At 37.2% G+C, this 19,695-nt stretch carries 16 protein-coding genes; 13 read left to right on the top strand and 3 right to left on the bottom strand.

What is annotated here, in order from left to right; translation table 11 throughout:
* Positions 1-194: 194 nt before the first annotated feature.
* From H4J41_RS11635 to H4J41_RS11595, 9 genes are all read left to right on the top strand, one after another.
* Positions 195-860, top strand: a complete 666-nt coding sequence (locus tag H4J41_RS11635; RefSeq protein WP_182137927.1) for a DUF3047 domain-containing protein — start codon at positions 195-197, stop codon at positions 858-860.
* Positions 861-1,195: 335 nt separating this feature from the next.
* On the top strand, positions 1,196-1,777 hold the full coding sequence (locus H4J41_RS11630; protein ID WP_182137928.1) for a carbonic anhydrase: 582 nt from the start codon (positions 1,196-1,198) through the stop codon (positions 1,775-1,777).
* A 321-nt stretch (positions 1,778-2,098) separates the two neighbouring features.
* Positions 2,099-2,590: a gamma-glutamylcyclotransferase family protein gene (locus H4J41_RS11625; protein WP_182137929.1), complete on the top strand. Its 492-nt coding sequence runs from the start codon at positions 2,099-2,101 to the stop codon at positions 2,588-2,590.
* 449 nt (positions 2,591-3,039) lie between these two features.
* Entirely contained in the window at positions 3,040-3,405 is a 366-nt protein-coding gene (locus H4J41_RS11620; RefSeq protein ID WP_182137930.1) for an adenosine deaminase, read from the top strand.
* Positions 3,406-3,410: 5 nt separating this feature from the next.
* On the top strand, positions 3,411-5,234 hold the full coding sequence (locus H4J41_RS11615) for a DUF4105 domain-containing protein (protein WP_182137931.1): 1,824 nt from the start codon (positions 3,411-3,413) through the stop codon (positions 5,232-5,234).
* Positions 5,235-5,789: 555 nt separating this feature from the next.
* A complete protein-coding gene (locus tag H4J41_RS11610; RefSeq protein WP_182137932.1) occupies positions 5,790-6,719 on the top strand; it encodes a VacJ family lipoprotein in 930 nt (309 codons plus the stop codon).
* Positions 6,716-9,130: an RND family transporter gene (locus H4J41_RS11605; protein ID WP_182137933.1), complete on the top strand. Its 2,415-nt coding sequence runs from the start codon at positions 6,716-6,718 to the stop codon at positions 9,128-9,130. The genes H4J41_RS11610 and H4J41_RS11605 overlap by 4 nt, the downstream gene beginning before the upstream one ends.
* 375 nt (positions 9,131-9,505) lie before the next feature.
* Entirely contained in the window at positions 9,506-11,353 is a 1,848-nt protein-coding gene (locus H4J41_RS11600; protein ID WP_182137934.1) for a nitrilase-related carbon-nitrogen hydrolase, read from the top strand.
* Positions 11,354-11,467: 114 nt separating this feature from the next.
* Positions 11,468-11,665 carry a CPXCG motif-containing cysteine-rich protein gene (locus tag H4J41_RS11595; protein ID WP_182137935.1) on the top strand — a complete coding sequence of 66 codons (198 nt, stop codon included), beginning with the start codon at positions 11,468-11,470 and terminating at the stop codon, positions 11,663-11,665.
* A gap of 342 nt (positions 11,666-12,007) precedes the next feature.
* Here H4J41_RS11595 and H4J41_RS11590 read toward each other — a convergent pair whose 3' ends face one another.
* Positions 12,008-12,895 (bottom strand): DMT family transporter, encoded by an 888-nt coding sequence (locus H4J41_RS11590; RefSeq protein WP_182138013.1) that lies wholly within the window; start codon positions 12,893-12,895, stop codon positions 12,008-12,010.
* 300 nt (positions 12,896-13,195) lie between these two features.
* Here H4J41_RS11590 and H4J41_RS11585 point away from each other — a divergent pair, with 300 nt between their 5' ends.
* From H4J41_RS11585 to H4J41_RS11570, 4 genes are all read left to right on the top strand, one after another.
* On the top strand, positions 13,196-14,065 hold the full coding sequence (locus tag H4J41_RS11585) for an MBL fold metallo-hydrolase (protein WP_182137936.1): 870 nt from the start codon (positions 13,196-13,198) through the stop codon (positions 14,063-14,065).
* 6 nt (positions 14,066-14,071) lie between these two features.
* A complete protein-coding gene (locus H4J41_RS11580; RefSeq protein ID WP_220461018.1) occupies positions 14,072-14,851 on the top strand; it encodes a sulfite exporter TauE/SafE family protein in 780 nt (259 codons plus the stop codon).
* 110 nt (positions 14,852-14,961) lie between these two features.
* Entirely contained in the window at positions 14,962-15,543 is a 582-nt protein-coding gene (locus tag H4J41_RS11575) for a DUF3365 domain-containing protein (RefSeq protein WP_182137937.1), read from the top strand.
* 219 nt (positions 15,544-15,762) lie between these two features.
* Entirely contained in the window at positions 15,763-16,797 is a 1,035-nt protein-coding gene (locus H4J41_RS11570; RefSeq protein WP_310649828.1) for an endonuclease/exonuclease/phosphatase family protein, read from the top strand.
* 246 nt (positions 16,798-17,043) lie between these two features.
* On the opposite strand, the gene H4J41_RS11565 is transcribed toward H4J41_RS11570, so the two are convergent.
* Complete coding sequence (locus H4J41_RS11565; RefSeq protein ID WP_182137938.1) at positions 17,044-17,955, bottom strand: ribose-phosphate diphosphokinase; 912 nt, start codon at positions 17,953-17,955, stop codon at positions 17,044-17,046.
* A 21-nt stretch (positions 17,956-17,976) separates the two neighbouring features.
* The gene (locus tag H4J41_RS11560; protein WP_182137939.1) at positions 17,977-19,506 is read right to left on the bottom strand and encodes a thymidine phosphorylase family protein; all 1,530 of its coding nucleotides are present in this window, start codon (positions 19,504-19,506) and stop codon (positions 17,977-17,979) included.
* Positions 19,507-19,695 lie beyond the last annotated feature (189 nt).

The raw sequence follows: 19,695 nt of genomic DNA, 5'->3' as shown, positions 1-19,695 counted from the left end.
TTGTTGTATAAAATAAGTAAAGCAGCCAGCTATGATTGAACCCCAATGATAGAACAATTAAAATGGTCAAAACGTAAATAGTATTGATTGTTAAAAATTCAATGCCGCTAAAGTCTTACTCTGAATACATAAAAATACCAACGGGTTGTTCTACACGCTAGTTATACAACTCAGTGGTGTTATAGGAAAATTATATGCTTGGATGGATTATTTTACTGTTTAGCCTAATCACTTGTTTTAATGCTAAATCTTCTACCAATTTAACCTCATTAAATAATAACGGTATTGCACTGTGGGAAGCTAAAGTATTCTCTGGCAAATCTATTTACACTATAAACCAGCATCAAGGACGCTTGGCACTGCAAGCCCTCAGTCAGAGTTCTGCGTCTGGATTGGTGTTGAAAAATAAAATTGATCTTACTATAACGCCTTACATAAACTGGAGTTGGTTAGTAGAAAAAACCTTACATGGGTTAAACGAACGTAGTAAAAGTGGGGATGACTTCGTCGCTAGAATTTACGTGGTCATCGATGGTGGTTTTATGGTTTGGAAGACTAAATCATTAAACTATGTGTGGTCGAGTAATCAAGATAAAGGTTTGGTTTGGGATAATCCCTTTGCGGGTTCAAGTGTCAAAATGATGTCTATCCAAGGGAAGGAATCTCAAACCGGTAAGTGGTACGAAGAAAAGCGTAATGTATACCAAGATTTGATTGATACATTTGGTGATCAAGGTAGTGAAAAAGCAAACCTAAAAGCTTATAACTACATAGACATTATAGCTCTTATGACAGACACCGATAATAGTGGCAAAAAAGCAGAGTCTTATTATGGTGATATCGTCTTTAGCACTAAGTAATTATAGGCTAATAATTACTTTAAAAATAATTAGTTAACCCTTATTTTACTATGCAGTTTTATGCAGTATTTTTTGTCCACTTAAGTTAACCTCATGTTTTTTATTGATATAAGGAAATACGAGCAGAGCTATACGAACTTAGCTGCAGTAAAGCACCTTTAAACGTCATTGCTGGTGTAAACCTTTTAACCGCTCTAAGAGTATATTAGATTGAGGTTATCAAAAATATAGCTATGTAGATTTCAAGCTATGAAATTTTTGTGACCAACAATTGTTTCCCTTATTGCCGTAGTGGAAACAAGCGTAATATAAACGGTCTACCAAAGGAGAATAAGATGAGTAAAATAGTAGATGAAGTAAAATCCGCCAATGCTGATTATGTCGCTACATTTGGAGATAAAGGTGATTTGGCAATGCCTCCTGGTAGGCAGTTTGCCATTTTGACCTGTATGGATGCACGCTTGGATCCAGCTAAATATGCAGGTCTTGCTGAAGGTGATGCACATGTCATTCGTAACGCAGGCGGCAGAGCAAGCGATGATGCTATTCGTTCATTAGTGATTTCTTATAAATTACTAGGCACAAAAGAATGGTTTGTTATCCATCATACTGATTGCGGCATGGAAACATTCTCAACTGAAATAATGGCAGATTTACTCTCGAGTAGCCTTAAAACCTCAAGCGTTGATGCTTCTGGTTGGCATGACAGTAAAGCCGGTGGCGGTACAACTGATGGCAAGTACATTAATTGGCTCACCATCAGTGATCAAGACAAAAGTGTTTTGGAAGACGTTCAAAGGATCAGAAGTAATTCAATGGTGTCCAGCGACATTCCCATTTATGGTTATATTTATGACTGTAAAACGGGCAACCTTAATGAGGTTCTTGAAGCCACAGAAGCTGGAAAGGCAAGTTAAAATAATTAATATCAATCTTATTGATTTTATTGCTATTTTACCAGATTAAAACAACCGACTATGGCGTTATTTATTTAATAAGTAACGCTGCATAGATGCAGTTTATTAGACAATTTAAGAGCCTATTACCCTGAGCAACGCGTTATTAAAATAAATGCCTTACATTCATTTGGTTGTTTTCCTGCGTATAAAGTAGGCCAGATAATTAATGAAACTGGTATAACAAAACGCTGTACTTTAACAGTACAGAAAAAACAGTACAGAAAATTTATCCCCACATGCACAACAACTAAATGTGTTATTAACTACACAGGAGAATTAATGAAGTATTTTGCATACGGTTCAAATATGTCGATTTTAAGACTTCAAGAGCGGGTACCAAGTGCCAAAAGGCTTGAAACAGTAACGCTTAAAAACCACCAATTACGCTTTAACATGAGTGGCACTGATGGCTCTGGAAAGTGTGATTCTTTTCAAACAAATAATACCGAAGACACAGTCATTGGCGCTCTGTTTGAAATAAACAGAGCTGAAAAAACAATTTTAGATCGCGCTGAAAGCTTAGGGCATGGATACGATGAAAAAATAGTTTTTGTACAAAATGACTTAGGTGAAGTCTTTGATGCCTTAATATACTGTGCAATTAATATAGACGATGCATTAAAACCTTATTCTTGGTACCTCAATCACGTCATTATCGGAGCAAAGGAAACCAAACTGCCGGCTGACTACCTTGCTGTAATTGAGTCTATTGTGTGTTTGGAAGACCCTGATAAAACGCGAGACGCAGAGCAACGTGCAATGTACAGTTAACAAAAGATTAAACAAGGGCCTGTAGTAGTTTGCTTAGCGAACTATTACTCAGGCTTTTTTTGTTATAAGGCATGTGAGCTTGTACTAGTTAAATCACTTTAAGATTGCTCTAAAATTAATGTTATTTGAATATTACAGCGAGATTAAGGCGAGTTGTTGCCTAATGATTTTTTAAAACCTAGTTTATGGTATAAATTCAACACTAAAATTTAAGTGTTAGCTGATATATTTTGCAACAAGTTAGCTAATTTGAGCATAATTAATATAAGACCAGACCCCACCACTCTTTGGTAAAATCAAACCTGCCTACTGTTATAAAACCACAAGTGATTGTTTTATAGTCTAATAATATTAGATTAAATAAACTATTTTTCTTTCAAAAAATAGTTTTAGTCTGTATCATCTCGTTGCTTTTTTTGTAAGCCCTAATGAATAACAAGGAAGAAAAAATGAAGAATAAAGCTTTAGCCGTATTAACCGCGTCAATTTTTTTAGTGACTGGTTGTGCAAGCATCACTAGTTCTGAAGAACAATCCATCAATGTTACAACAAGCAATAATAAACCTGCTGAAGTAACTGTTGATGACAAAACTATTACCGCTCCAGGTATGGTTGTAGTCTTGCGTGACGGTAAAGATAAAGCTGTTAAAACTACAGCAGAAGGTTGTGACAATACAACGCTTGTAAAGAAAAGTATTACACCTATGTTTTGGGGTAACATTGTAATTGGTGGTTTGCTTGGTTCAACCACTGACGGTGCAACCGGTAAAATGTGGGACTATGAAGAATCAGTAGAAATAAGCTGTGCTGAATAGTTAAATTGATCTTAAAAAGAATAAGCTGGCTATTGCCAGCTTTATATATTTTCCTTAGCGCTAGTGCTAATGGAATGAACTTTCAAGCTGCAGTAAGTAAAGCAGCAGAACTTAGACTTTATGAAAATCCAAAGTGGTTATCCCTTCTTCACATAAAAAACGATTCCCCTCAAATTAAAGACTCTGATTTTATTTTGAGTGCTGGGAGGTTTTCACCAAAAAATGAACTTGATGAAACATTATCGCTTTTTTTTGATGATTATTCTGACGCAAAATGTAGATTTCCAGCTCGATATTTTTTTTTAAATTATTATATTAAATTCGATACTGTCGGACATAAAAACCAAGCAGAATGCGAGGAATTACAGAAATATAAAAACTATGTTCCTTTTGATGACATTAATTTAATTTATGCTTCGGAAGTGGTTTCTTCCGCTTCAAGTATGATGGGGCACTCATTTTTGAATGCTAAGGGAAAGAACCTAAACCAAACGTCTGTTTCCCATTCCATATCGTTTTTTACCGAACTAGACAGCTTTAATCCGGCTGCTTTGATTTATGACGGGCTTGTATCAGGTATGGACGGATTTTTCATCGTCAGACCTTTTGAAAAAGACTTGAATCATTATTCAAAAGTTGAAGGTCGAAACGTTTGGTCTTACACGCTTGATATTAACGACTTCGATCGAACATTAATTAAATTACACATATGGGAGCTTAAGAATATTGAAATTGAATATTTATTTCAGTCCTATAATTGTGCAACGTTAACGCTTTATATTTTGTCACTGGCCAATCCAAATCTGATAAACGAAGATATTCTTTTTGTCAGCCCATTAGACGTAGTTAAAGCAGCAGAAAAATATGGCATGATAAAAAATATTGGCGTTGAATTGTCTGATGACTGGGCGTTAAAAATGTTAGAGCAAGAGATTCAACCTGAATTAGGTGGTAAAATTGAGTCTCTCGTATTTGAAGACCAAGAATTTTCATTTGAAAAACTTGAACCAAAATCAAAGCGTATTGCAGTAGAATATCTATCTTACCTGATAAAAAATAAAGTGATAAAATCAAATCTAACCGCTAAGCGACTTTCAAAGCTATCAGACATTGTTGATTTTAATATAGATAAATCGCTTGATTTTGACTTGTCACAATTCAAAAATCCAATTAATACAAAGCAAGACTCTATATTAGCATCCTCTCTTGTCTTCGACTCTGAAAATACCGCGATAGACTTGTCATTCCTGCCAGCGTCACATTATTTGTATGGCGACAATAGGCAATATTTCTCCGAATCAGAGCTGGTCATTGGTGAGTTTACAGTCCGCTTAACAGAAAAAAGTAACCATCTAAAGGTACAATCTCTCACGTTTTACTCTTTTAGAACTTTGACTCCTAGCTCTAAAATTGTGCCTAAATATTCAGGCAGTTTTTATATGGGATATCGACAAATACTCGATCGAAAGCTTAATGAAAATGGCTTTTTTGATCTATCGGGTGGCATGGGGAAAAGTACCAAAGTTCACAAAGATATATTGCTTTTTAGTAACCTAGAAGTTGGATTAGCAGTGAACACTTCTGATGGGTTTTTTTATGCTAAGCCATCAGTGGGTGCAATAATCAATGTTATTGCCGATGGAAAAATTGTAGTGGAATACCAGTTAAGTGCCGGTCAATATGACACAAAACACATTACCCAAGCGTTATCGACAAAATATGCCTGGTTTGGCATAAAAAATTGGACATTCCACTTAGCCCATAAAATATATAAATCTTCTTTTACAAAAAAAAATGAATTTCAATTGGCTGTGAGTATGCATTTCTAAGTATTCATTTTTAAGTAATGATCCCAATTAACTTTCTCATCTAGCCAGTCAACATATCTACACAGATAAGTTATAGAAACGAAAGACTTGACCGTGTTATTACTTCTCGTCACCTTCTCATCGCTATAGGCTAATAAGCGGCTACTTTAACGAGTCGCGATTTTTTTTCCTATTATTTGTAAAATACAGCCTTAAGCTTGGCCAAGCTAAAGAGTCTAGTAGCGTTTAACCTGCTTAATAGCTGAAATGTTTTAAGTTAGGTAGCGGTTATCGATAATAAAATGATTATTTAATACTAAATAACTGGCCAATTTTAGTGATAGTTAGCGTAGAAGTTGCTGTTCCTATCTCTTTTCTAAACTATTTAAGTCATGTTAACGCTGTCATGGTTAACATAATTAATCAAAGCGCTTTTATGCAAGGGCTGGCAAAAATTTTAGTTATGGTTAGATCGGCAATTTTTAATTAAAGCAATTGTGCAAAAATAAGAGTAAATTTGTTGGGTGCCATTTCTGTTTAATGAGCAATGCATTAAAACGTTGAAGAGAATTAATAATGATAATAATAAAAAAAAACGTAAGTCCTACTTTAGCCCAGAATAACAAAATTCATAAAAGCGTACTGCACTATCTATTAATAATATTAACGTTATCAATAGCAGTAGGGTGTTCGTCTTCAAGCAATAACTTAGTTGAAAAAGCAGTTATTAGTAAAAATTCAGTCAATAGTGAACAACCGATCAAAGGTCCTTATGAAATAGCTGCTGAGCAAAATTCACCCAGTGTAGTCAGCTATCAGGCACCTGAAGATTCATTGCGCTTTATCAATGAGCCTATTTTTAAATTTAACGATACAGTTTATCGTTACGTATTAAGCCCATTAGCGAAAGGCTATGAAAACCTTGTGCCTAAGCCTGTTGACACCAGCATACGGAACTTTTTTTATAATTTACGTGAGCCACTTTATGCAGTTAATCACTTATTACAAGGTGAATTTTCAACGTCGGGGAAAAGTATTACTCGCGTGCTGATAAATACCACCTTAGGCTTGCTTGGCTTATTTGATCCCGCTAATAGTTTGATGGAATTTGAGCGCAATAAAACCACTTTTGGTGATACCCTTGCCACTTATGGGGTTGGGCATGGCGCTTATCTTGTTTTACCTTTACTCGGTCCGTCTGATTTTCGTGACACGGCGTCATTAACTTTTAACTACTTTGCACATCCTCTTAATTATATTAATGACGACACACTGGCCCAGCAGTTATTGTTTGTTGATGGCATACAAGCGCAAACCGCTATTTTAGCTAAATATCCTGATGTTTTGGCCAAGGTTGAAAACCCTTATGAGTTTGTGCGTAATTTATATATGCAAAACTTACAGCGTGACGGTCAAGAACGTCGAAACGAAATTTTTAAAACTGAACAGCAAAAACAGTCAACAACTATACCGGTGAATACTATTAACCCAGTGGTAGAAGAATGATGTTTAAACCAAAATCGACTATTTGGGCTTATGTTATTTGTTTTGCTTTTACGTTATTGACCGCCGCATTGGCTTGGGAGGCAAAGCATTTTGAAATAGATGCATCGGCTGACACTTTATTGGTTGATAATAATAAGCATTACATTCTAACCCAGCTTTCTGAACAACGTTATGGCTCTGAAGAGTTTATATTAATTGCCTTCAAACCACATAAGGGTCAGTTATTTTCAGCAGATATTCTTAATTCCATTGCGACTATTGGTCGTGAAATAGAAGCAATTTCTCGCGTTAAACAGGTAAAAAGTATTGTTAATGTGCCTATTTTTTCTTCGGCGAAAACATTTTCTGCTGAAGTTGAGAATTTAACGTGGGAAAAGCAAAAGTTTGATGAGAACACCTTATCGCTAAGTCTAAAAAAACACCCATTATATGAAGGCTTACTGGTTAACGAAGACCAAACTGCGCTGTCGTTACAGGTGGTTTTTAAGTCAGAGCAAAAAATAGCGCAAGTTAATCATGATATTATTGCTATAAAACGTCATTTATTAACCAGAGACCTAACAAAACAAGAGCTTAATACTCTTGAAACATTAAAACAGCAACAACAAGCCTTCAATAAAAAATTTGAACAAACCCGTAGTGATGAAATTGAAAAAATTCGTGCTATTTTATTACCTTACAAAAAAGATGGCGACTTTTACCTCGGTGGTAATAACTTACTGTCTTATGAGTTAATTCAAATTATTGAGAATGACTTAGTACTTTTTGGTTCATTGATCATCTTGGTGGTTATTGTGCTGTTGTGGTTTTTGTTTAGACAATTAAGTTGGGTAATATTACCCATTGTTTGTTGTACAGCCAGTGTGGTGATGACCATAGGTTTATTAGCCGCACTTGATTTTAAAGTCACAGTTATTTCAGCTAACGTCTTTGCTCTGCAAATAATTTTGTCATTAGCCATGATCATTCATCTGATTGTTCATTATCAAGAACTCGTGACTGAAAACAGTGAGTGGTCACATAAAAAACTAGTATTTTCAACTATTAAACAAAAAATTAAACCTTGTTTCTATGCCGGATTAACCACAGCTATTGGTTTTGGCTCGTTGATATTTAGTGGTGTTCAGCCGGTGATTAGTTTCGGTTGGATGATGGTTGTTGCTATGTTAGTCAGCTTTATTGTGAGTTTAGTTTTTTTTCCCGCATTATTATTGGCAATATTTAATAAACAAGACTTTGTAAAACAGCACCACCAAATTGAGCGTGGCATGAGAGCAAGTGCCAATTTTGTTAATAACCAACCTAAAAAAATTGTTTTTATCTCGCTGCTAGTCACGGCTATTGGCCTGTGGGGTTGCTTAAAATTAACCGCTGAAAATAGTTTTTTAAATTACTTTAGTGAATCTACCGACGTTCGCAAAGAGTTAACGTTTATCGATCAACAATTTGGCGGTTCAACACCGTTTGACGTGTTATTTGATATTCCTGATGATCAAATTAAATCAGGTTTAGTTATTTCAGCCAGTACGGTGCAAACGGTCACTGCTATTCAAAATATGCTAGCAAAACAGCAAGCCATTGGTGCAATAACCTCGATTGCAGATTTTACTAAAATCGCCCAAGTGGTAAACGGTAAGCCGCTAACAGAATATGAACTTACCGCGCTTTATAAAAGTTTAGACCCTAAGTTACAACAAGCGTTATTTGGTGCTTATTTTTCAGAAAAAGATAAGCAAATACGTATTTCAATGCGCGTGCAAGACAGCACGGCAGGCTTAAATAGAGCTGATTTGTTGGCCGATATTCATCAGGAATTATTAGCCTTGGGCATAGACAAACAGCAGTATACGCTGACGGGGTTGTTTATCCTTTATCAAGATATATTATCGCGTTTACTTGATTCGCAAATACTGACCATACTGATTGTTTACGGCGCTATGGCAATAACACTGATGATTATTTTTTCATCGTTTAAAGTGGCGGTGATTGCCATTATACCTAATTTAATTACCACCTCAGTGATTATGGGCATATTAGGCATTTTTTCGATTCCATTAGATTTAATGACTATTACCATTGCTGCCGTTGCTATGGGCATTTCAATGGACGATACCATTCATTATATTCATCGATATTTAGCCGAAATAAAACTCGGGCAAGCCAGTAGTGAAGCTTGGGTTAAGCGTACTAATTTGTCAGTGGGTTATGCCTTAATATATACCACTACAGTGATTGTTCTTGGTTTTGGTACCTTGGTGTTTTCTGATTTTGTACCTAGTATGTTGTTCGGTTTATTAACCAGTATTGCGATGGTTATTGCCTTGGTGACTGACATAACAATACTACCGGTATTATTGAAAAAATATCTAGCTAAAAGCAAAGTTAAGCAAGCTGAACAAGCCCTAGCATAAGAACACTGTATTTTTAGCTCCGTGTTTTATTGCTTTGAGCGGGTAACAAAAGCTCTCAAAGCTCATTGATATCAATGAGCTTTATTTTTGCCTATTCATAACCCTGTTAAATTTTATTAAGGGTAGCTGTTACTAGGTTGTTAGCTTTAGTCGCTGTTTTACCCCAATAGGTTATTGGTGGCTAAATGACTATAAATTTGAGTGTATTGCTCATATTTAGTCCACTTTTATAAAGTTATTACTCACTTGAGCTGTTTTTCCTGCGAACAACAAGGTCACAAACTTAATGTAAATGATATAATCTCGCTGATAAAGTGTCATGCTATGACATTACTCAATTAAAAAATCCCCCTAGTTATCTGGAAAATATAAATCATGCGCGTCACCGTATCTCAGTTTGCCACCGCTTTAAATGTTCAAGAAAACCTAGCAAGCTGTGTTCGCATGATAAATCAGGCGGCGGTTTGTGAGCCATCGATAATTGTTTTGCCTGAATTTTGTAATACTCAGTCTTCATACGTCGACCATAACCAAGCTTGGCATCAAGCTTTAGCACTTAATGGTGATTTTTTACAACAGATAGCACAGCAAGCGAAAAAGCATCATTGTTATATTATGCTCAACGTAACACTTCGCCAAGACCTAACACGCGATCACCAAAATCCGGCGATTAAATCAAATATTAGTGTTACCTCCTGTTTGTTTTCACCGCTTGGAGAGCTAATTCATCAAGCCGATAAACAGGTACTGACAGGCCAAGAAAGTGATTTTTTTATTAGCACCAATAAAGTTTCTGGCGTTGTAACAAGCCCTTTTGGACAACTTGGACTGTTAGCCGGTAGCGATGGTATTAGCTTTGAACCATCGCGCGCGCTTGCCTTAGGCGGCGGGCAATTATTATGTAATTCGCAAAGTTCATTTGCATTAGATCAAAGCCAGTTACATGACTTTTCTCGAGCAGTTGAAAATAATCTATTTGTCGCCACAGCAAATAAAATTGGTTCGCTGTGGCAGCCAAAGCCATCACAACAATTTTTAAAAGAACACTTACATGGGCACTTACAAGGGCAAGAACAAGCATATGCTCCAGCAGAAAGTGACGATTTTTCAAGTCAAAGCTCAAGGGCTGAAAAGCACCTGATGGGCGTTGGCCATAGCCAAATAGTCTCTCCCAATGGCAAGGTGTTAGCAAAGTTAGATCACAATGAAGAAGGGTTTGTTTTTGCTGATATCGACTTAGCTGGGGTAGGGTTGAGCAACAAATTTCGTCCTGATGGTACCAAGCTTATAAAACAACGACGACCTGAACTTTATCAACAGCAAAAAATAGCCCAGCAACAAGCAACTGAAACTGATGCCACACTCAATTATACCGTGCCAGAAACGGCTAATGTCGCGATATTTGCCACCTATAAGTCTGACGAGCAAGCTATTGAAGACGTTTGTCATTACATTGAAAACAACCTTAGTGACATTATTCAACTACCCGAATTATTTTTTATCGCAGATAAAACAATCACTAATAACACTGAGCAACTGGCTCAAGTGGCCTGTTTGTGTACTGAGCTCATTAAACAAATCAGTGCGGTGTTAAGACCTTTTCAATATGTGTGCACGAGTTTAGTTATTGATGGAGCGCATCATGCTGTGCTAATAAGCGAAAAGGGGATATTTGCAACACAACAACAGTTACATTTTTGTCAAAGATATCAATGGACAGCATTAGGAAGTGAGCTGAAAATTATAGAGTTGCCGTTAGAGCAAGGCGTGATCAAGATTGCTATGCTAACGGGTGACGACGCGAATATACCTGAAATGATTAAGCTGGCGGCTTTAAACAATATTCAGGTATTACTTGTCCCGTTCGATATTCAAGAAGCAAGTGAGGTTGAATTTAGCTTGTTATCTTACGCCGCTGAACATAAAATTTGTATTGTTGCCGCCAGTCGTGAGAAAAGCTTTGCCGAAGCTGCTCCTGTCGATTCTTCTGCTGATGTTTCTGGTAAGAACCTTGATACAGCTAAGGGTAGCAGTTCAAACAAAAAAAAAGTAAAACAGAAAAAATCCACAGGATTAATTGCTAATGTCCCGGCAGAGTCAGCCTTATTAAATCCCTGGCAGTCAGATAAATTTAATGGCTATGTCAACCAACCCTTGGTTAAGTATCAGCATGGTAAAATCACCAAAGCTGTTATTTATCCATTGCTAAGATTAAAAAAATAAAATAATCAGTTTAGTTAGCGTATTATGAAGTCATTAATATGAGTAAAAACGAGTAATTATGCTTGCTCGTTATATCTTTAGCATGTCGTTAGAAAAATATTGGAGAACGTAAAATTGAATGAATTAACTAAGCAGTCAATAGGGTGTCCTTATTGTGGTGAAACAATTAAAGTGCTGATCGACTCATCCGACATGGAACAGCAATACATTGAAGATTGCCAAGTATGTTGTAAGCCAATAAACTTTTTGGTGACTAGCAGTATGGACGGTGATCTTAGCGTTCGTGTTTATAGTGAAGATGAAGCGTTTTAATTAAGACAGAAAAACCTAGATAGGTGTCACTAATCTAGGTTTTTAGCTATTGATAAATTTTTATATTAATAGCTTATTAAATTTACACTATATATGTCAGTGCTTGTTTGGTTTAAGTTCGGATTTAAGTTCGGATTTAAGTTCGGATATAAATTTGGCTTTAGGTTATGGTCTAATTTTTTGCTTTATTTACGCTATTATCCTCAATAAAAAATCATTTTTACATATTGCTCGCGTTTACAAAGTTTGTTAGCTAACACCTCGGTATTGCATATTGACTTCTAGCTTTACCAAAATATTAATAATTTGCTCGGAAATAGGGTAAAACCCTTCACGTTTATATTATAGTTTTGCTGCTTTTTTTGCAGGCAAGTGCACAAAATAGTACCTGCCGAGTATTACCGTTAAAATACCACCAAGTACCAATATTGATGACTCAATTAAGCGCAGGGAGATCAATTCACTGGTAAATGTAACACCACCCATAGCTGCAATTATTGGCACCAACAACTGAACAACCGCGGCTTGTGTGACTGACAGTGTGGTCAGTGCGATATACCAGACAAAATATCCGATGCCAGAGGCAATAGCGCCAGACAATACCGCGAGTAAAAATCCTGTCGAGGTGATGTATGCGTTATTAAAGCCAAAAATTATCAGGGCCAACACAAAAGGTAAAGTTCTAAGGAAGTTATGAGCGGTATCGCTAAGCGCATTTTTAGATTTTCGTCCTATCAAGGTATAGAAGGCCCAAGCCATACCTGACATGCTCATCAGCATGAAGCCCATCAATGACGGCGTGGTCAAACTAGGAATAACTAAATAGGCAAAGCCGCCAAAGGCAATACTTAAGCCTAACCATTCTGATATATGCAACTTATTACCTGAAATTACGCTGGTAATAATCATGGTTATTTGTACCGCACCAAATAAAATAAGTGCTCCGGTGCCGGTATCTAATGAAATATAACCATAGGAAAAACTTACCGCGTAAATAAATAACATACTGGCGGCTAGCCAACTTCCCTTCGACTTACTCTCTATTTTTGCTGGCTTTTCTGGTTTAGTTTTACTGGTTACCTTGATTAACGCTAACAATATAATAATACCTGACACCAGTCTTACAACAGTAAAGCTTGCGGCATCAATGGTGTTATCGCCCAAGGCTAACCGACATAGCACTGAGTTAGCAGCAAAGGCTAAAAGCGCGAAAACGGTACTAACAATCATTTTTACAGGCTTTGTATTCAAGGAAATACCTTTTCAGAAAGTAATGCCATATTACCGCTAGATAAAATATGGCAAGTTATACTAATTCGGATAAGTACTTTATCACTCTTGTTAGCTAAGATTAACCACTACTACAATTAATCACATTACATTAGTGATGCCTAATGTAGTGGTTAGGTAACTGATATCACCGCTAACAAAATTGACAGTATTAAATCTAGATAGTAGCTGTCTTGTTGATTTCGTTCTAACCTTTATTTGAACGTCTAAAACCTAAATACCCATTCAATAGAGATTAAAATGACTGATTTAGCCATAAAGTGTTTTTTTGATGAAATAACCAATACCGCAACTTACCTAGTAGCAGACAGTGTCGCAAAGCAATGTGTCATTATTGATTCGGTCTTAGGTTTTGATATGTCATCAGGCGCGACATCAACGGCGTTAGCGGATGAAATTATTGATTTTGTCACAGCAAAAAAATGGCAGTGCTTGTGGATTTTAGAAACACACGCCCATGCAGACCACTTAACAGCGGCGCCATACCTGCAAAAAAAATTAGCCGGTAAAATCGCCATTGGTAAACATATTGTTGATGTGCAAAAAATATTCAAGCCTATTTTCAATTTTGAAGCTGAATTTTGCACTGACGGACAACAGTTTGATCAACTTCTTCATGAAGGTGATGTACTTGAATTAGGCCGTTTCACCATTAAGGTATTACATACCCCTGGACACACACCAGCTTGTGTAAGTTACCTTATTGATAACAACGTTTTTGTTGGCGATACTTTATTTATGCCTGACTATGGCACCGCTCGGTGTGATTTCCCCGGTGGTGATGCTGAAACCTTATATCACTCCATTCAAAAAATATTTTCGCTGCCTGACAATACCTGTATTTTCATCGGACATGATTATAAAGCTGAGGGCAGAGAACAATATGTTTGGCAAAGCAGTGTCGCCGAGCAAAAGTTGAAAAATATTCATATTAATAGCCATGTTTCAGCGCAAGAATATGTCGCCTTTAGAAATAAAAGAGATATGACCTTGGCTATGCCAAAACTGATTTTACCCTCGGTGCAAATCAATATTCGAGCAGGGCACTTTCCGAAAGCCGCAGATAATGGTTTGCAGTATTTAACGCTACCTATAAATGCTTTTAAGTAATTAATCATGATCGAATTTATGCTTATTATTTTTGTTGCGATACTTATTGGCCTGAGCTTGGGCTTGCTAGGCTCAGGTGGTTCGATATTAACTGTGCCTGCGTTGACTTATATTGTTGGCCAAGATGAAAAAACCGCTATTGCAAGCTCACTCGCCATTGTGGGGATCATTGCGTTTTCTGGGGCAGTAAAATTCCAACAAAATAAAATGATACATTGGCCGGTTGTGTTGCAGTTTGGTTTGCCAAGTATGTTATTTAGCTATCTTGCAGCCGGGCTTTCTATTTACTTTTCAGGTAGTGAACAGCTAAGTCTGTTCGCGGTGATTATGCTGCTAGCAGCATTTTCAATGCTAAAAGGTAAGGCTAACGCTAACGCTCCTGACAAAACGCTTAGCGATAATGTTGTGCTTAAATTGGTTTTTATCGGTGCTATTGTTGGCAGTATTACTGGATTGGTTGGCGTAGGGGGCGGTTTTCTTATTGTTCCAGCATTACTTGCATTTACTCGAATGAATATGGTCTATGCCGTGGCAACGAGTCTAGCCATAATCACGCTGCAGTCGTTAACAGGTTTTATTAAATACTTTTCTATGTCAACACAGATCGATTTAAAATTAAACTGGCAAGTAATTGTTATTTTTGCTCTTATTGGTTCAGTTAGTAGTTTATTTGGTCAAAAAATAGCAACCAATGTACCCCAAGAAAAACTCAAGAAATTTTTTGCTATATTTTTATTAATCATGAGTGTGTCGATATTAATTCACTCAATCAGTGACTTTTTTTAATACTTGCTTTAATTCCATGTGCAAAAAATAAGATGATTTATGAAAAAAGTACAGGAAATTAATCTACATTTTATTTATAAACAGTAGACACTATAACAATGGAGAAGTATATGAAATCAATCAGTATTAATATGTTATTAACCAGCGTTTTAGTCATGTCACCATTACTTGTTAATGCCGATGAAACCCTGCCTATGCAAGATATTCAGCAAGCGCGCTCTTTAGTAAAGGCTTTTGGCAGCGATTTAAAATCTGTTTTAATCACCACTATGAAAACAGCCGGCCCTATCAAAGCACTAGAGGTGTGTAATACACAAGCCGGAGCTATTGCTGAAAAAAATTCTGCCTTGTCAGCATGGAATATCGCTCGAACTTCACTGAAAGTGCGTAATACCAGCAATGCACCTGATGTTTGGGAAGCAACTATTTTACGCCAGTTTGAAATACGCAAAGCGGCAGGAGAAGATATAAATACCATGGAACATTCTGAAGTAGTGCAAGTGGGTGAGAAAACTGTTTTGCGTTATATGAAGGCAATACCTACGGGTGGCTTATGCCTAGCATGCCATGGCAGCAAGTTAGCTGATGACGTAAGTAATAAAGTGAACGAGTTATATCCAAACGATCAAGCCACAGGTTTCAAGTTGGGTGATATTCGCGGCGCATTCACCTTACAGAAAATAAAGCTCTAGGGATTTTTACCACACTAGTTTGATAAACCAGTAGGATAAAAGTTGGGATAATTTTATTTTACTGGTTTTTAAGTTAATAATTTTAAGAAACGATAGGGTATAATTATTTATCATCTTTCTCTTAGAGTTAATATTATCCACCAAGCAGATAAAAAAGTAATAAATCAGCAATTCTCCTCTGAAGCTGTATCTATATCAGAAACAAATACCGAACTTAAAGTGGCTACTTTTAATTTGTTCAATTACCTTGAACCCCCTAATGCTTTTTATGATTTTGAGCGTATTTATAGCGCAGAGCAATGGCAAAAAAAGCAAAAATGGGTAGCTGATTATTTGGCTGAACATCAGCCAGATATTATTGGTTTTCAGGAGGTTTTTAGTACAGAGTCGCTAAAAGCATTAGTTGCTGGGCAGGGTTATGCTTATTTTTCCGTGGTTGATGAACCCCTGGTCATTGATGATTTTATTTACCAACGTCCTGTTGTCGCCATAGCTTCACGTTATCCTATTGTTGAAGTCAATGCGGTAAAACCAAACACTGAACTTGCCGAAGGTTTAGGTTTAGCTAATGATTTTTCTTTTAGTCGTAAAGTTATCAGAGCAACGATTGAAGTACCTCATATGGGTCATTGTGACTGTTATGTGGTGCACTTTAAATCTAAACGTTCAATGCTTGAAGTTGATGAGCAAGATAAAAAACGCTCAGCAGAAAAAACCATTATTGAGAGCTTAAAAGCACAAGTAGCGGGCGGTTGGGGTTCCACTATACAGCGTGGTAGCGAAGCAACCTTATTAATGATTGATATGATTGAACGACGAGAGGCGACTGCTCACCCTATGATATTAATGGGCGACTTTAATAATAGCTTAGCTGATGGCGTGTTAAGTCATTTACTCACGAACACCTTACGCTTTGTTTCTGCGATTGATCGTGATGCTTATCTTGCCAAATATTGTTTAAACGACGCTTGGGATTTATTCCAAGTAGCACAAACTAATGACAGCCATGAAACTAAGCCCGCTAGTCAAGCAGAAAAGGTAACGCGTACCCCGACTCATTACTTTGGTGCTGGTAGCTCGGTACTCGATTACCTTTTATTTTCCTGTGAATTTGATGCCGGTTATCACGACAGTCTTTATCAAGTCAGTGACTACCACACATATGACCGACATTTAATTAATCCCATTTTTGAACGTGATGGCGAAAGTACTGATCATGGTATTGTGTTAGTGACATTAACTTTAAGATCATAAGGCTCGATTTTAAGTCTTTTCTAGGTTGTACTTTAGTGGCTTAGGTTTTAATAGATAGCTGTCAGTAAAATAGCTATCAGCTATCAGCTATCTGCTATCAGTTAACAGAAAAAAATAGCTGACAGTTTTTGATTTTTGGTCTGTTTGTCTTTGCTTAGCGGTTGATGGAATAAATTCTTAGCTGCAAAGCATTGCCCAACTTGATGTTATCCCCGTAGTACTATGTCGGTTCAATGTCGGTTGGTTTTAGTTTGTTATATTCATCTTTTTTAACTGCCTTGTTATGGTATCGATAACACTAAAGGCATTAGTGCGATGTAATACGCTGTCGGAACTCCAAATATTTGTCACACCCATATCCTTTAGCCTTGTTAAGGCGTTATCAACAAAAAAGGCATGAGTGACTATGATTGAAATACTCATAGGGGCTTGTTGTTGTATTTGTTTAACGGCTTGTTCTAGGGTTTTTCCAGTGCTGGCAATATCATCGACTATAATCACGTCTCGGTTGCTTAAGCTTACGGCTTTAATGTTATGTTTGTCATGTGTGTTCAAGCTGACCGCAACATTTTTATCACCAAAACGCGCTTTTGTCGCAATAATATAAGGCCACTGATGTGGTTGAGCGATAGCTTTTACCCACTGCTCAGACTCTTCATCAGGGCCAATAAGAACAGGATGACTAAATTGTTGTTGTAAAAATTGTGACATAGCACTCGTGGCATGTAAAGCGCAGGCTTGAGTAATGGGAATGGCTTCATTTAGGTTATTGATACGGTGTAAATGTGGGTCGATAGTAATAACGCTATCAAAATATGCGGCAAGTAAGTTGCCAATAATTTTTTGACTAACAGCTTCTCCGGGATTAAAAGCAATATCTTGCCGCATATAGCATAAGTAGGGCGCTACTAAGGTGATGTGCTTAACACCTTGATTTCTGGCGGCGGCTGCTGTGATGATCAGTTCAGTCATCTTTGCATTGGGGTTATTTAATGTTCGGCAAATAATAATATGCTTTGGCAGTACTGTTGGCAAAGTTACCTTGGTTTCACCATCAGGAAATTGGTGTAACGCTACCTGCTTAAACGCCGCCGATAAACTTTTAGCTAGCTGCTGAGCAGGTGACAAATAATCATCAAAGCCTAGTATTAAGGTCATTGTTGCTCCTAAGGACTGATATTAAATAAAGTAGTTGTCGTCTGTTGAGGGCGGATTTTTCGCTATAACATAAGCATTGTTCTCATGGGCAAATTGTGTCGAAAATTCAAAGTCACTTTTAAAACTGGCATAGATAATAAAAAGTGTGTCACCTTTTTTGACTTTATCTGCTACTTTTTTAATCAGGTCAACACCGGCATTTTTCTCTATAGGGGCACCCGCCAAACTCGCAATATGGGCAATATTTAAGTTATTTATAGCGCTAACATAGCCACTTTTACTTGCGAGCATGGCATACTCTAATGGGGCTTTACTTTGTTTTTTGGGTTGTGCTCCTTGTGCAAGGATAATGGCTTGCATTTTTTCAAAGGCTCGGCCCGATTCCAAAATGTCTCGGGCAATATTGTAACCTTGTCCACCTCTTACATCGGGGTCAAACTCTAAAATCCTACCGGCTAAACGTAGCGATTTTTCACGTAAATCACTGGGTGCATTTTTATGATTACTTAACACTTGTTGGACATCTCTTGCCTCTAATGCAGGGCCTACACCATTGCCGATCGGTTGAGAGCCATCACTGATCACTACATCGATATGTAAACCAAAGAGATCGCCAATATATTCAAATAATTTTCTTAAGGCTAACGCCGCTTGGTTATTGTGAATTTTAGCGGATGGGCCTACAGGTATATCAATGAGCAGATGTGTTGAACCCGCGGCTATTTTTTTAGATAAAATAGAGGCAACCAATTGTCCGGTTGAGTCCATTGATAAAGGGCGTTCAACCGAAATTAAAATATCATCAACAGGTGCTAGCCTTGCTGTGCCACCCCAGGTCAACATGGCACGATGTTGATGTACTACCTTTTTCATTTGTTCAATAGAAAGCTCTACGTTAGCTAACACTTCCATGGTGTCGGCGGTACCCGCAGGTGAGGTAATGGCTCGGCTAGACGTTTTAGGCATTAACATACCGTGTGCCGCTACAATTGGCATCACTATCATAGTCGTACGATTACCAGGAATACCGCCTATACAATGTTTATCAACAACTATATTTTCACCCCAGTTTAAAACTTCGCCGGTATCAACCATGGCTTTTGTTAAAAACAAGACTTCTTGTCGTTCTAAGCCGTTATGGCTACAGGCGACTAAAAATGCGGCAATTTCCATTTTGGAGTAACGGTTTTCTAAAATATCTTGGCAAATAAGGTGAAACTCATCTTTTTTTAACGATTCACCGGCAATTTTACGATGTACGGCTTTAAGTGATATTGGGGGTTTAGCTGGCGCGATTCTTACGTCAACTCCCTGTTCTTTGCCTAATTGTTTAAAAGCTTGGATACTTAAACCCAGCTCATTAATATCAACAATAGTGCAGTCATCAACAATGTTTAATACCGCAAGCACCGGACCACCATTGCCCGTTATGTAAATTTCTATCTTCATTAACGCCTGAAAACCCTCGGTGCGATAGAGTGGGCAATCGCGATGCAAGTAGGCAACATTTTCTTTAAATGTATCAATGGCAACAGCTTTTAGTTTTAACATAAGGTGAAAAATCCTTCTCACTAAGATAATGGTTAGGGCCGAGCTTTACTGCGCACGTAACCCTCTTCATACTTTATTTAGTATTGTTTGTTAATCGGTTTTTGTAAGTTGGGTTTTACCTCATCATCTTGATTAAATATTTAATTTGGGCTATTAAAAAGGCTTAACCTGAAGGCATAAACTCTAACT

Source organism: Colwellia sp. MB3u-45 (genome assembly GCF_014077005.1).
GTDB lineage: Bacteria > Pseudomonadota > Gammaproteobacteria > Enterobacterales > Alteromonadaceae > Cognaticolwellia.
The sequence above is the reverse complement of the archived record's forward strand: the minus strand, read 5'-3'. Positions and strand labels throughout refer to the sequence as shown.